The 14,447-nt window shown below is 26.2% G+C and carries 14 protein-coding genes; 13 read left to right on the top strand and 1 reads right to left on the bottom strand.

The features are described from left to right. Positions 1-422: 422 nt before the first annotated feature. The 9 genes from GBZ86_RS00620 to holA all read left to right on the top strand — a co-directional run bounded on the left by GBZ86_RS00620 (position 423) and on the right by holA (position 9,304). On the top strand, positions 423-2,711 hold the full coding sequence (locus GBZ86_RS00620; RefSeq protein WP_152886750.1) for an AAA family ATPase: 2,289 nt from the start codon (positions 423-425) through the stop codon (positions 2,709-2,711). A gap of 191 nt (positions 2,712-2,902) precedes the next feature. Beyond that, positions 2,903-3,238: an anti-sigma F factor antagonist gene (gene spoIIAA / locus GBZ86_RS00615; RefSeq protein ID WP_152886748.1), complete on the top strand. Its 336-nt coding sequence runs from the start codon at positions 2,903-2,905 to the stop codon at positions 3,236-3,238. A 13-nt stretch (positions 3,239-3,251) separates the two neighbouring features. After that, on the top strand, positions 3,252-3,677 hold the full coding sequence (gene spoIIAB, locus GBZ86_RS00610) for an anti-sigma F factor (RefSeq protein ID WP_152886746.1): 426 nt from the start codon (positions 3,252-3,254) through the stop codon (positions 3,675-3,677). Between the two features lie 15 nt (positions 3,678-3,692). Further along, positions 3,693-4,451 (top strand): RNA polymerase sporulation sigma factor SigF, encoded by a 759-nt coding sequence (sigF, locus tag GBZ86_RS00605; protein WP_152886744.1) that lies wholly within the window; start codon positions 3,693-3,695, stop codon positions 4,449-4,451. A gap of 174 nt (positions 4,452-4,625) precedes the next feature. Further along, on the top strand, positions 4,626-5,099 hold the full coding sequence (gene spoVAC, locus GBZ86_RS00600) for a stage V sporulation protein AC (RefSeq protein WP_152886742.1): 474 nt from the start codon (positions 4,626-4,628) through the stop codon (positions 5,097-5,099). Positions 5,100-5,104: 5 nt separating this feature from the next. Beyond that, positions 5,105-6,124 (top strand): stage V sporulation protein AD, encoded by a 1,020-nt coding sequence (gene spoVAD / locus GBZ86_RS00595; protein WP_152886740.1) that lies wholly within the window; start codon positions 5,105-5,107, stop codon positions 6,122-6,124. A gap of 15 nt (positions 6,125-6,139) precedes the next feature. After that, the gene (gene spoVAE, locus GBZ86_RS00590; protein ID WP_152886738.1) at positions 6,140-6,502 is read left to right on the top strand and encodes a stage V sporulation protein AE; all 363 of its coding nucleotides are present in this window, start codon (positions 6,140-6,142) and stop codon (positions 6,500-6,502) included. Positions 6,503-6,548: 46 nt separating this feature from the next. Further along, positions 6,549-8,243 (top strand): ComEC/Rec2 family competence protein, encoded by a 1,695-nt coding sequence (locus tag GBZ86_RS00585; RefSeq protein ID WP_152886736.1) that lies wholly within the window; start codon positions 6,549-6,551, stop codon positions 8,241-8,243. A 14-nt stretch (positions 8,244-8,257) separates the two neighbouring features. Next, the gene (gene holA, locus GBZ86_RS00580; protein ID WP_327443392.1) at positions 8,258-9,304 is read left to right on the top strand and encodes a DNA polymerase III subunit delta; all 1,047 of its coding nucleotides are present in this window, start codon (positions 8,258-8,260) and stop codon (positions 9,302-9,304) included. A gap of 59 nt (positions 9,305-9,363) precedes the next feature. Here the strand turns inward: holA and rpsT are convergent, their stop codons facing one another. Continuing rightward, complete coding sequence (rpsT, locus tag GBZ86_RS00575) at positions 9,364-9,627, bottom strand: 30S ribosomal protein S20 (RefSeq protein ID WP_152886734.1); 264 nt, start codon at positions 9,625-9,627, stop codon at positions 9,364-9,366. A 192-nt stretch (positions 9,628-9,819) separates the two neighbouring features. On the opposite strand from rpsT, the gene gpr reads away from it, so the two are divergent. The 4 genes from gpr (at position 9,820) to lepA (ending at position 14,312) form a co-directional block, all read left to right on the top strand. Further along, positions 9,820-10,794 (top strand): GPR endopeptidase, encoded by a 975-nt coding sequence (gene gpr / locus GBZ86_RS00570; protein ID WP_152886732.1) that lies wholly within the window; start codon positions 9,820-9,822, stop codon positions 10,792-10,794. Between the two features lie 59 nt (positions 10,795-10,853). Continuing rightward, positions 10,854-11,927: a stage II sporulation protein P gene (locus GBZ86_RS00565; RefSeq protein WP_234885097.1), complete on the top strand. Its 1,074-nt coding sequence runs from the start codon at positions 10,854-10,856 to the stop codon at positions 11,925-11,927. A gap of 110 nt (positions 11,928-12,037) precedes the next feature. Further along, a complete protein-coding gene (locus GBZ86_RS00560) occupies positions 12,038-12,394 on the top strand; it encodes a hypothetical protein (protein WP_152886731.1) in 357 nt (118 codons plus the stop codon). Between the two features lie 118 nt (positions 12,395-12,512). Beyond that, on the top strand, positions 12,513-14,312 hold the full coding sequence (lepA, locus tag GBZ86_RS00555) for a translation elongation factor 4 (protein WP_152886729.1): 1,800 nt from the start codon (positions 12,513-12,515) through the stop codon (positions 14,310-14,312). Positions 14,313-14,447: the final 135 nt, after the last annotated feature.

The following is a 14,447-nucleotide window of genomic DNA, read 5'->3' as shown; positions in this document are numbered from 1 at the left end:
GGGTTGAATCCTTTTTTCTATACTTTTTCACCTAATAGGTGAATTTTTTTTTGTAGAAAAGCATTATTTTAAGCCATATCTATTATGATTTTTATTTTTTCATGAATAATTAGGGTTTAACATTGAAATTATATTAATTTAAATTTAATAAGTATATAGAGAACATATTTATTGCTATTTCAACAGTTTTGAAGATTTTAAATGTAGTAATATTAACAAAAAAATAATTTAAAATAAGTTTATAAGATAATGTTTTATTCTGTGTCGGAAAAATTTTATATATAAAAAATATCTTTTTTATGGCTAAAATAATATTTTTAGAATATTAATATAATAAAGCACTTAAAAGGAGGCACTATCCTAAATTTAAAATAATATCTTAAATTAAAGAATATTATTTAATTTTAGGGGTGAAAAATTTTATGATAAAAGAATTAACTCCACAAGAAGTTATATATAATTTAAATTTTACAGAAGTAATTACCAGAGAGGAGAAAGACTGCAGTGTAGAATATATAGATGTATGTGAATCAGTAGAGCAAGCTTTAAATATAAGAAATCCAGGGTTTAATGTATATTTAGTTGATTCATTTTCAAAAGAAAAATTAAATAAAATAGTAAGCCATGTAGAAAGTATACTCAAAAAGAAAAATAAACCTAAAGATATATGCTATGTAACTTTAGATGATATTAGAATGCCTAAAGTACTTTTTCTATCTAATGGTATAGGACAGGTATTAAAAAATAGATTAGATGCTGTAAAAAATTTTTATTATGATAAAACTTTTCTATTTTATAATTCTTCAACTAATAAGGAAAAAGAAGATATAATTAATGATATTCAAAGAAAAAGAAGTGATTATATAGGTGGATTGATAAAAGCTGCTAAAGAAGAAGGTTTTGATTTAAAAGCTACTTCATCAGGGTTTGCATTTATTCCTTTATTAGATGGAGAAGCCATAACAGAGGATGAATTTGATGAATTAGAGGATGATTCTAAAGGAGATATATCTATAAAAGCTGGAAAGTTAAAAGAAGGAGCAGAAGGAGTTTTAAATAAGTTAAAAGATATGGAGTTAAATTCCATAGAAAAATTAAAATCAATATTAAGAGATTATTTAAAAGAGGAATCAAAGTATATTAGAGAAGATATGGAAGAAGAATTCAAGGATGAAGAGAAAGCTATTAAATATTTAAATGATGTTTGTGATAGTATAGAAAAAGCTTTAATCACTAATTATACTATGAACTTTGAAGATGATGAAGATGGAATTGAAGAAGTTATATCCAAATATGTTATAAATATAATAATAGATAATAAGGAGCATAGTTATCCAAGAGTTATATTTGAAGAAGATCCTACTATGAGTAATCTTATGGGAACTATAGAATATGAAAATCATAATGGAACGTATTTAACAGATGTATCTTTAATAAAAGGAGGTTCTATTTTAGAAGCAAATGAAGGATGTTTGATTCTTAGATTGAATTCTTTATTAAATAATGATGGTAGTTATTATTATTTAAGGAGAGCATTATTAAATAATAAGATAAGTTATGATTTTAATAGAGGATATTTAGAAATATTATCTTTAAACGGGTTAAATCCTCAACCTATTCCTATTGATGTAAAAGTAATATTAATTGGTGATAGTGAAAGTTTTGATGTACTTTATAATTATGATGAAGATTTTAAAAGTATATTCAAAATAAAAGCAGAGTTTAGTCCATATGTTGATATAAATGATTTTACTAAATATTCTTTAGTAGAAAATATAAATAAAATAGCTAAAGAAAATAAATTATTAAATTTAGAAAAAGATGTTATAAATGAAATAGGAAAATTCTTATCTAGAAAAGCTTCTGATAAAAATAAATTGTATTGGGACATTACAGAAGTTGAAAAAATATTATTATTAGCTAATGATTTAGCTTTAAGTAAGAATAATATAAATATTACTAAAAATGAATTATATGAAGTAGTTTATAAAATGTCTAAGTTTGAAGTTGATTATTTAGAAATGTATAAAAATAAAAAAATATTAATAGAAACAAATGAAAAAATTATAGGTAGTATTAATGGGTTATCTGTAATAGATTTAGGCTATTTAAGTTTTGGAAAACCATTAAGAATTACTTGTGTGTGTTATAAAGGCAGTGGTAGAATAATAGATGTACAAAGAGAAAGTAATTTAAGTGGAAATATACATCAAAAATCTATAAGTATATTAAAAGGATTTTTAAGCAATTTTCTTAATATATATTCAACTATTCCAGTGGATTTTCATTTAAGCTTTGAACAGATTTATGGAAGATTAGAGGGAGATAGTGCATCAGTGGCTGAAGTAATAGCTATGCTTTCTGCATTAAGTAAAATACCTTCTAAGCAAAATATAGCTATTACAGGTTCTATAAATCAATTTGGACAAATTCAACCTATAGGAGGAGTAACTGAAAAGGTTGAAGGTTTTTTTAATGTATGTAAAACTGTAGATAGTTATAAAGGTAAGGGTGTATTGATACCTGAGAGTAATAAAGATGAATTAATATTAAATTCAGAAGTAGAAAGTGCTATTGAAAAAGGGGAATTTAAAATATATACTATGAAAGAAATAAATGATGCAATAATACTTTTATTAGGTGGAGAAGATTTATCTTTTGAGGATATTGCAACAAAGATTAGTTGTGAATTAAATAAATTTAGAGATTAAAGTTAATAATAAAAATGTAGATAAGATATATTTTAAGAAGTATCTTAATCTACATTTTTATTTTATTAAATAAATAATACGAAAAATATTCAAAATTAGTAATATTTGACATTTGTTCTTAGTATATGATAAAATATGGAAGAAGATAACTGGTAGGAGGTGAAAAACTCTAACATTTAGAGTAATTTATTATGTATATAGGTTTTGAGAATTTAGAGGATGTTTTAATTGTTAGTTTTATGGGAGAGTTAGACCATCATAGTGCAGAAGAAGTAAGAGTAAAAGTAGACGATAGAATAGATAGAGATAATATAAAAAAGTTAGTTATAGATTTTTCAGGTGTTACATTTATGGATAGTTCAGGTATTGGTGTTATAATTGGTAGATATAAGAAGATGGCTTTAAGAAAAGGAAATATTTCTATAGCTGCTATAAATAAGAATATAAAAAGAGTATTTGAACTTTCTGGAATATTTAAAATAATAAAAGTTTATGAAAATATAAAAGAGGCAGTTCAGTTTAGTTAATGGAGGAATTAGTATGGTAGATAATAATATGAAGCTAGAGTTTTTAGCGAAATCTCAAAATGAAGGCTTTGCAAGAGTAGGTGTTGCTGCATTTGTATCACAATTAGATCCTACATTAGATGAATTAACTGATATAAAGACAGCGGTATCAGAGGCAGTTACTAATGCCATTATTCATGGATATAATAATGATGAATCTAAAAGTGTTAAGATAGAGACTACTATAGACAGTGGAAATGTAACTATAATTGTAGAAGATGAAGGTAACGGTATAGAAAATATAGACCAAGCTAGAGAACCTTTATATACTTCAAGACCGGATTTAGAACGTTCAGGTATGGGATTTACAGTTATGGAAACTTTTATGGATTTAGTTCAAGTTATAAGTAAAAAGGGGTCTGGTACTAAGATTATAATGCAAAAGAAGTTAGTTCTTTAGCTATAGGTGATGTTTATGGATATAATGAATATGAAAAAAGAAAACTTTAATTATAACTATAATACAGAACTTATAGTTATGGCTAAATCAGGAAATGAAGAAGCTATGAATAAACTTATTGAAGTAAATACTCCTCTTGTTTCTTCAATATGTAAAAAATTTATTAATAGAGGATATGAGTATGAAGATATATTTCAAATAGGGTCTATGGGGTTAGTGAAAGCCATAAATAATTTTGATACTACTTTTAATGTGAAATTTTCTACTTATGCAGTACCAATGATTATTGGAGAAATTAAAAGGTTTTTAAGAGATGATGGAATTATAAAAGTAAGTAGAAACATAAAGGTTTTAGCAAAGAAACTTCATTATGATAGAGAGCAACTTACTAAAAAATTAGATAGAGAACCAACTATAGAAGAACTTTCAGAATACTGTAAAATAAATAAAGAAGAAATAGTATTTGCTTTAGAATCTAGTAATAGTATGCAATATTTATATGATACTATACATCAAGATGAAGGATCACCAGTTTTATTAATAGATAAATTAAGTGAAAATGCAGAGGAAGACAATGAAATGATAGATAAAATTGCATTAAAAGAAGCTATCAATTCATTAGATTTAAAATCAAGACAAATAATTTTATTAAGATATTTTAAAGATAAAACTCAAATACAAGTAGCAAAAATGTTGGGAATAAGTCAAGTTCAAGTATCAAGAATAGAGAAAAAAGTGCTTGGAGTAATGAAAAAACACTTAGAAGAGGGATAAAAATGAAATACTATTATGTAATAAGTTGCATGAAATCTATTTATAAAAGATTACATGTGACTTAATTTTTTTTTGTAGAGTATTATTTCAAATTTAAATAATAGTATTAAATGAATATATTATAAATTAAAAGAAATAATAAAATTGTATTACTAAGATAAAGGAAGGGATATAATGACAAAATACAAGGGTGATGAAAAAGTTAAAAAGAGCTTCGAAAAACTAATTGAAAAAGAAAAACCAAAACCAAAAGTTGTTAAAAATTCTATTAGGGCTTTTATTGTAGGTGGATTAATATGTGTTTTAGGACAATTTATTAAGAATACTTTATTAAATTATGGAATTTCAGAAGAGCATGTTAGTAGTTTAGTGCCTATTATATTGGTGTTTCTTGGAGCATTATTAACTGGATTAGGTTGGTATGAGAAAATTGCAGAGTTTGCAGGTGCAGGGACAGTAGTACCTATTACAGGCTTTTCTAACAGTATAGTTTCTCCGGCTATAGAATTTAAAAAAGAAGGCTTTGTTATGGGTGTTGGAGCTAAAATGTTTACTATAGCGGGGCCAGTATTAGTTTATGGTATTGGAACTTCAGTAATAGTTGGGCTAATATATTATGCATTAATGTACTTTAAAGTAGTGGGGTAATTAGTATGAGTAGTAATTTAAAAAGAATTGGATTACAAACTGTAGAGTTAAAAAGTTATCCAAAAATAATTTCAACATATAGTGTAGTTGGTCCAAAGGAAGGTGATGGGCCACTAAAAAATTATTTTGATAAAATATTGTGTGATGACTGTAATGGACAGGAAAGTTTTGAAAAAGCAGAAAGCAGTATGATGATTACTGCTATAGAAGAAGTAATAAGAAAATCTAATTTAGAAGAACGACAAATAGATTATTTATTTGGTGGTGATCTATTAAATCAATTAACATCTACTAATTTTGTTGCTAGAGAATTTAAAATACCTTTTTTTGGATTATATGGGGCATGTTCAACTATGGCTGAATCTTTAAGTTTAGCATCTATGATAGTAGATGGAGATTTTGCTAAATATGCTATTGCAACGACTTCATCTCATTTTAGTACGGCAGAAAGACAATTTAGATTTCCTTTAGAATATGGATCACAAAGGAAAATACAGTCTCAATGGACTGTAACAGGTTCTGGTGCTATGTTGCTTGGAAAAACAGGGAATTTTCCTTATGTAACACATGTGACTACAGGTATTGTAAAAGATTATGGAATTAAAGATGCAGATAATATGGGTGCTGCAATGGCTCCAGCGGCAGTAGACACTTTATATAAACATTTTAAAGATACAGGAAGAACTGCAAAGGATTATGATGTTATAGCAACTGGTGATTTAGGTACTATAGGGAGAACTTTAACAGAAGATTTGATGTTAGAATATGGATATGACATAAATGGTCATTATATAGATTGTGGAGAAAAAATATTTGATAATGAAAGACAAAAAACTAATTCAGGTGGAAGTGGTTGTGGATGTTCAGCAGTAGTGAGTTGTGGATATTTATACAAAGAATTATTAAGAAAAAATTTTAAAAGAGTATTATTGATTTCTACGGGAGCTTTAATGAGCCCTACATCTTCGCTTCAAGGAGAAAGTATACCAGGTATAGCGCATGCAGTAGCAATAGAATTTAAATAACAAGGTGGTGTTAATATGCAAGATTATATAGGTGCTTTTGTAGTTGGTGGGTTAATTTGCGTAATAGCTCAAGTTTTAATTGATAAAACTAAATTAACACCAGCTAAAATATTGGTAGCATTTGTAACAATAGGAACTATTTTAGGTGCTTTAGGGATATATGAAAAAATAGTTCAAATTGGAGGTGCTGGTGCTACAGTTCCATTACCTGGTTTTGGATATGCATTAGCTAAAGCTACAATTAAAGAAATAAATAAAGAAGGATTAATAGGAGTTTTAACAGGAGGTATTAAAGGAGCAGCAGGTGGAATAACAGCAGCAATTTTCTTTGGTTATATTATGGCAATTATATTTAATCCCAAAACTAAAGGACAATAGATTAATAGTTGAAAATTTGGAAATGATTTAATTAGAGGTGATATTAATGAAAATTAATATAGATAAACTTAAAATAGATAGACCTTTAGTTTTAATTATTTTTTCTGTGATTTTAGGCAATTTAATTTATTGTACTTATGAAAATTATTTAATGGGTGCAGTTTTAATAGCTGTACTTATTTTTTTAATTTATTTTTTTATATTGGATATTCAGTATTTTGTTATTGGTATAATATTCATTGTTTTTTCTAGTTTAACAACAAGTATTTATTATGGAATACAAGAAAATGAAAATTTTATTTATACTTTAAGAGTAAGTAAAATTTATGAAAATTATAGTGCAGGAAATTTAAGAGGAAGAAATATAAAAATATATGGAGAAGATTTTAAGTTTGAAGAAGGAGAAGTAATAAAAGTTAAAGGAAAATTTAAAAAAGAAATAGATTTGGAAAATGGAGTAATAGGAAATATATTTATAGAAAATATAATTGAAAGAAAGCAAGACTTTATATATAAGCTTGTTAATATTAGTAAAGAATATAATCTTTTGCTAAATAAATATTTTTCAAAAGGGGAAAGTGCTTTATTAACTTCTTTAGCTTTTGGAGATAAAAGCAAATTAAGTTATGGTCAAAAAGAATATTTAAAAGAATTAGGAATAATACATCTTATTTGCATATCAGGATTTCATCTAAATTTAATTTTTTCTTATATTTATAAAATATTTTCTCTAAAAGTTGCTATAATAATTTGTGCTATATATGTTTTAATTACTGGATTATCTCCTTCAGCTTTAAGAGCATTTTTTATGATAGTTATAATAAAAAGTTCAACAAAAGTATATAAAACTTATGATAATATAAGTGGTTTAAGCTTATCAGCTATAATTTTATTATTATATAAGCCATATAATCTTTATGATGTAGGATTTAATTTATCTTATTTAGGTACTTTAGGTATTATATTATTTTACAATAAACTTAAGAGATTGTTTTATAAATTACCTAATAGTATTAATTCGTTTATTAGTGTAAGCTTAGCAGCACAAGTATTTATATATCCTTATATGATTTTAAAGTTCAATAGTTTTTCTTTAAATTTTTTATTAGCAGGAGCTATTTTAACTCCTATAATATCATTTATGTTACCATTAAGCTTATTATTATTTTTCTTTTATAAAAATTTAATTGTATTTAAGCTTATTTTTTTTATAACTAAATTAATATTATTAAGTTTTAAAGGAGCTTTAATTTTATTAGATAAATTTTTATTACCAATGAGTTACTCACAAAATGTTTTAGCTATAATATATATACTTATGCTAGGATGTTTTTACATGGCTTATAATGGATTTCAATTATTTAAAAAATTTATTTATATGTTTATTCCAATAGTAATTATGATAAATTATACTCCAAATATAAGTTTTCAAATTTATAATGAGAAATGGAATAAAGCTTTAATAATAAAAAGTGGATTTAGAAAAGTAGCTATAACTAACTCTAACAATAAATTTTTTTATGATAACTTAGGAAAAAACTTTTTTGTTAGTGAGATAAATAATATAAATGAAGATGTATATTGCAAAATAGGGAAAAAATATTTTTTATATTTAGATAAAAGCCTGTCAAAATCTTATTTAATGTTAATAAACAAAGAATATGATATAATACCATTAACTGATAAAGAGGTATATAACATATCTTTTTTTACAGGAAATTTAAAAAAGACAGAATATTGAAAGGTTGATATAAAGTGATAGATTTAGAACTATTACATAGAGAATTAAACGAAGGAAAAATAAGAAATTGTTATATTTTTTGTGGATTAGATGAAATGCTAATAAAGGAAAGTATAGATACAATAGTTAATAAAGCAATAGATAAAGATTTTCGAGAATTAAATATTACCAAGATTGATGGAAATAATTTTAAAGTTGAAGATTTTAAAATTGCCTGTGAAACTGTTCCATTTTTAAGCGAAAAAAAGGCAATAATAGTAGATAGAGTTCCTTTTTTAAAAGAAAAATTAGATAGTGAAAATCAAAAAAATTATAACGAGTGTATAGGATATTTTAAAAATCCCCCAGATTATTGTGTATTAATAGTATATGTATTATTGAAAGACAAAAGAGAAAGAATTAATAAACTAAAAAAATTAATGACTTTAGATAAAGAAGCTTGTATTGTATCAATAGAAAAATTAAAAGGAGAAAAATTTTATAAAAAAGTAGGTAGTATTTTCTTAGAATTAGGTGGGGAAATTTCAAAAGTAGAATTAAGATATTTTTGTGAATTAGTAGAAAATAATTTTGATATTATAAAAAGAGAAGTTGATAAATTAGTAAATTATTCAAATGGAAGACCTATAACTAAAAAAGATATTGAAATTTTATTACCTCATAAAAGTGAATCAGATATTTTTGATTTAGTGGAATTTATATCTATAAGAAAAGCTAATGAAGCTATAGATTTAATGAATGAATTAGTTAATAAGGGAGAAAATCCAATTGTTATATTAAGTCAAATAAGAGATCAGTTTCAAAAATTATATAGAATTAAAATGAGATCACAACAAGGTTATAAAATAGAGGAAATATCTAAAGATTTTAAAGGAGCTTTTGGTTTTTCAATTCCACCTTTTGTTGTAGAAAAATTTATAAATCAAGGTAAAAAATTTTCAAATAAGCAAATAAATAAATGTATTAAAGTATGTATGGAAAGTGAAAAAAAATTAAAAAGCACTAATATAGATGGAAAAACTGAATTAGAGCTTATGATTATAAATTGTCAATTACCTTAAAATTAAAGTTGTTTTAAATATAATAAAAAGGGTGTTAGGATTTCCTAACACCATTATAATTAAGCCATAGCGTTTAACTTAGCAGCTAATCTTGATTTCTTTCTAGCAGCCATGTTTTTATGAACTACTCCTTTAGTAGTAGACATATCTAAAGCTTTAACAGCTCCTTTGAAAGCAACTGTAGCTTCCTCTTTATTCTTAGCAGCAACTGCTACTTCAAATCTCTTTATAGCTGTTTTAAGAGCAGACTTAACCATTTTGTTTTGAGCAGTCTTCTTCTCAGTAACTTTTATTCTTTTCTTTGCTGATTTGATGTTTGCCATTTAGTTCACCCCCTTCGATTTTTATGCCGTCTCTGCAGTTTTGGGGATCCTGCGTACGAGTTCATATTTAACAAAGGTTATTATATCATCATAAATATATAAGTTCAAGTATTTTTTAAAGTTATAAACATAATTATTACTTTTTAGGTAAAAATAATAATAATATTATTATTATTTTTAAGAGGTGAATTTATGTTTGATGTAAGAACAGATTTAGCTGTAGAAACTAGAGAAATGTACAAATCTAAGTTTAATAGGGAGATAGATGGGGTAATTGTAGAAGAAAGAGAAATGGATGATGTAAAGGTAACTAATGTTGATGTAATTGATGAAAATGGAGCAAAAGTTATGGGAAAACCAATTGGAAGATATGTAACATTAGATATTCCTGAATATACTCATTATGATGGTACTATTAAAGATCAAGTAGCTCATGTTTTAGCCACAGCTTTAGAGGAAGTTATAAAAATTCCAGAGGAAAAAACTGCTTTAGTAGTAGGGCTTGGAAACTGGAATGTAACTCCGGACGCTTTAGGTCCACAAGTTGTAGAGAAATTAATGATAACAAGACACTTAAAAAAAGTAATGCCGGATGCCATTGATGATTCTGTAAGACCAGTATGTGCTATTGCACCAGGTGTTTTAGGGATTACTGGAATAGAGACTGGAGAAATAATAAGAGCTTTAGTGGAAAAAATTCATCCATCACTAGTTATATGTATAGATGCTCTTGCATCTAGAAGATTAGAAAGAGTAGCTAGAACTATTCAAATTAGTAATACTGGAATATCTCCAGGTGCAGGTGTTGGAAATCATAGAATGAAATTAAATGAAGAAACATTAGGAGTACCTGTAATTGCTATAGGTGTTCCAACGGTAGTAGATGCTGCAACTATTGCTAATGATGCTATGGATTTAGTTTTAGATGAAATGATAAATCAGGCTGAAGAAGGAAAAGATTTTTATAATATGTTAAAATCTATTAACAAAAATGAAAAGAGTCAATTAATTAAAACCTTACTTAATCCATATGTAGGAGATTTAATGGTTACACCGAAAGAAGTGGATGATGTGATAGATTCAGTAGCAAAAATTATATCTAATGGAATAAATATAGCTTTACAACCTAACATGATTATGGAAGATATTAATAAATTTTTAAATTAAGAATAACATAATATTTTTCCCTTTCTCATATAAATTTAAATATGAGGGAGGGATGAATTTTGAAGACAGCTAAAAATAAAAGTGCAATATCTGTTGGAATGATTTTATTATTAAGTTTTTTACTATTATTTATGTTTAGATTTATAAAGGTTGCATTAAGTAAAGATGTACATGGAAACTTATCTTATGTGCAGTTACTGAATGGAGGTATGCCTCTTATAAAGGGAACTTATTATGATAAAGAAGCATATATAGAGAGTAATACAAGCATAACAAATTTAATATTAGAAGCTTTAAATATAAAACCAATAGATCCTATAGATTTAGCTATGGAAGCAATTCCTTATTTTAATTCAATGAGCAAAATAGCAAAATTAGATAAGCCAGATTCTTTAGATGTAACTAATATATTATCCTTTAATTTAAATGATGATACCATAGATATGTTTTCAAATGAAGAAATGAATGCCACTAATGCTACAGTAAATAATGCAGCGTATGATCCAAGTTTAAAGAAAGCACTAGATCAGTCAAAACCAGAAGTGTTAATATATCATACTCATACTGCAGAAAACTATGGAAAAGAAAATAACCGGTCTACTGATGACAATGTTACTGTAGTTGGAGTTGGAAATTTAGTAGCTAAAGAACTAGAGGAGAATTATGGAATATCAGTTATTCATGATAAAACTTTTCATTCATCAGATTATAATGCTAGTTATGCAAGATCTAAAGAAACTGTAAAAAAATATTTAAATAAATATGGAGATTTTAAATTAATAGTAGATATTCATAGAGATACTGTTGGCGATCATAATAGAAAAGCTGTTGTAACTAATATAAATGGAGAAGATACAGCAAAAATACTTCCGGTAACTACAAAAAATACGCCACATTTTAGCAAAACCACTGAAATAGCTATGTTTTTTATAAATAAAGGATATGAATTATTTCCTGGATTAGTGAGAAGGAAAGAGCCTTTAGTTTATAATAATGGAAGTAAAGCTTTTAATCATGAGTTAAGTCCTAACTCTATATTAATTGAATGTGGTGCTGTAGAAAATGCACCACAAGAAGCAATGGCTACTGCTAAATATATAGCAAGACTTATAGCCGAATATATAAATAGATAATTGAATAAAATTAAAAAATTTGAACATCCTTAATAGATAGTATTTTGCATTTTAAATTTGATTTATAAAAATTAGAATGCATTAAAATTTTATCTTAGGGGTGTTATTTTTTGAAGAAGATTATTTTTACAATACCATTTATATTATTTTCTATAATATTTTTTTGGGGTTATGTTAATATTAACATTGAGAATACTAAAGTATTTAATAATAAAGATTTAGAAGTTAGTAATGTGGATTCAGAAAAATTAAAAGAAGAAACTGGTATGGATTTAAGTATGTTTAGTAAAGATGAAAGCAAAATAAAAATATATAGAGAAGATGAAGAAGTATATGCAGTTATAGATAATTATAAAGTTGATATAAATAAAGGAATAATAGGTAAAGGATTAGTAAATTTAATAGATAGTATAAATCATTTTATAGATAAGATATCTACCTTTGTAGAGATTGTAATGGCTTCATGATATAATTATTATTGACAGTTTTATACCTAATTGTGATATAATTTATTTTGACTTATTTTGCATGGGGGTGAAAACTGTTCAAAAGCTTATATAATAAGGTAAGAGAGCAGGTTTAGATATGGATAAAAAGAAGTATATAAGAAACTTTTCAATAGTAGCGCATATAGACCACGGTAAATCAACTTTAGCAGATAGACTTTTAGAAAAAACAGGAACATTAACTGAGAGAGAAATGGAGCAGCAGGTTCTAGATACTATGGATTTAGAAAAAGAGAGAGGAATAACAATTAAATCTCAGGCTGCAAGATTAATATATAAAAAAGATAATGGAGAAGAATATATATTAAATCTTATAGATACTCCAGGACATGTAGATTTTACATATGAAGTTTCAAGAAGCTTAGCGGCATGTGAAGGTGCTGTACTTGTAGTTGATGCGACACAAGGTATTCAAGCACAAACATTAGCTAACTGCTATTTAGCTTTAGATAATGATTTAGAAATTGTACCAGTAATAAATAAAATAGACCTTCCAAGTGCTAGACCGGATGAAATAAAACAAGAAATAGAAGATGTTATAGGAATAGAAGCAGAAGATGCACCTTTAATATCAGCAAAAACTGGACTAAATATAGAAGATGTTTTAGAAACTATAGTAAAACATGTTCCATGTCCGGAAGGTGATGAAGAGGCTCCTCTTAAAGCTTTAATTTTTGATTCTTATTATGACAGTTATAAAGGTGTTGTATGTTATGTAAGAATAAAAGATGGAGTTGTAAAGCCAGGTACGAAGATTAAACTTATGTCTACAAACAAGGTTTATGAAATTACAGAGGTGGGAGTATTTACACCTGCATTAATGCCAGTTAAACAATTAAGTGCTGGGGAAGTTGGATATATAACAGCTTCTATTAAAAATGTAAGAGATGCTAGAGTTGGAGATACTGTAACATATGCTGATAGACCAACAGATGAGGCATTAATGGGATATAAACCAGCTATACCAATGGTTTATTCAGGAATATATCCAGTTGATGGAGCAAAATATGAAGAACTTAAAGAAGCTTTAGAAAAGCTTCAGATAAATGATGCTGCATTATCATTTGAACCAGAAACTTCAATAGCTTTAGGTTTTGGTTTTAGATGTGGATTTTTAGGGTTACTTCATATGGAAATAATTCAAGAAAGAATAGAAAGAGAATTTAATTTAGATATAATTACAACAGCACCATCTGTTATTTATAAAATAACAAAAACTGATGGAGAAGAAATGGATTTAACAAATCCAACAAATCTTCCTCCAATGACTGAGATTGCACACATGGAAGAGCCAGTTGTAAAAGCATCTATAATAACGCCTACAGATTATACAGGAGCAGTTATGGAACTTTGCCAAGAGAGAAGAGGTAAATTTATAGATATGCAATATATAGAGGAAACAAGGGTTGTTATACACTATGAAATTCCTTTAAATGAAATAGTATATGATTTCTTTGATACATTAAAATCAAAAACTAGAGGTTATGCATCTTTAGATTATGAACTAAAAGGTTATGAGGAATCAAAATTAGTTAAGTTAGATATTCTTTTAAATGGCGATACAGTAGATGCTTTATCTATGATAGTTCCAGAATCAAGAGCTTATCATAGAGGTAGAGCAATAGCTGAAAAGCTTAAAGAAATAATTCCAAGACATATGTTTGAAGTGCCAATTCAAGCAGCTGTAGGGTCAAAGGTAATAGCAAGAGAAACAGTTAAAGCTATGAGAAAAGACGTATTAGCTAAGTGTTATGGTGGAGATATTTCAAGAAAGAAAAAGCTTCTTGAAAAACAAAAAGAAGGTAAGAAGAGAATGAGACAATTAGGTTCTGTTGAAGTTCCACAAGAAGCATTTATGGCAGTATTAAAAGTAGATTAATTATAAAAATCTCTAAAGAATTTAATTCTTTAGAGATTTTTTTTATAAAATAAAAAAAATAGGAATGAAATAAACTCTCTCTAAATATATTTATACAAATAACAAATAACAAAATTATGTAAACAGGGGGAGCGG

The sequence above is a fragment of the Clostridium tarantellae genome (genome assembly GCF_009295725.1).
In the GTDB taxonomy this organism is placed as follows: Bacteria; Bacillota; Clostridia; order Clostridiales; family Clostridiaceae; genus Sarcina; species Sarcina tarantellae.
Note: the sequence above shows the minus strand (reverse complement) of the source record. Positions and strands in the feature narration are given on the sequence as shown.

Excerpts from the sequence above, each read along its gene's own strand:
- GBZ86_RS00620 (WP_152886750.1), top strand. The coding sequence starts at position 423 with ATGATAAAAGAATTAACTCCACAAGAAGTTATATATAATTTAAATTTT.
- spoIIAA (WP_152886748.1), top strand. The coding sequence starts at position 2,903 with ATGTATATAGGTTTTGAGAATTTAGAGGATGTTTTAATTGTTAGTTTT.
- spoIIAB (WP_152886746.1), top strand. The coding sequence starts at position 3,252 with ATGGTAGATAATAATATGAAGCTAGAGTTTTTAGCGAAATCTCAAAAT.
- sigF (WP_152886744.1), top strand. The coding sequence starts at position 3,693 with ATGGATATAATGAATATGAAAAAAGAAAACTTTAATTATAACTATAAT.
- spoVAC (WP_152886742.1), top strand. The coding sequence starts at position 4,626 with ATGACAAAATACAAGGGTGATGAAAAAGTTAAAAAGAGCTTCGAAAAA.
- spoVAD (WP_152886740.1), top strand. The coding sequence starts at position 5,105 with ATGAGTAGTAATTTAAAAAGAATTGGATTACAAACTGTAGAGTTAAAA.
- spoVAE (WP_152886738.1), top strand. The coding sequence starts at position 6,140 with ATGCAAGATTATATAGGTGCTTTTGTAGTTGGTGGGTTAATTTGCGTA.
- GBZ86_RS00585 (WP_152886736.1), top strand. The coding sequence starts at position 6,549 with ATGAAAATTAATATAGATAAACTTAAAATAGATAGACCTTTAGTTTTA.
- rpsT (WP_152886734.1), bottom strand. The coding sequence starts at position 9,627 with ATGGCAAACATCAAATCAGCAAAGAAAAGAATAAAAGTTACTGAGAAG.
- gpr (WP_152886732.1), top strand. The coding sequence starts at position 9,820 with ATGTTTGATGTAAGAACAGATTTAGCTGTAGAAACTAGAGAAATGTAC.
- lepA (WP_152886729.1), top strand. The coding sequence starts at position 12,513 with ATGGATAAAAAGAAGTATATAAGAAACTTTTCAATAGTAGCGCATATA.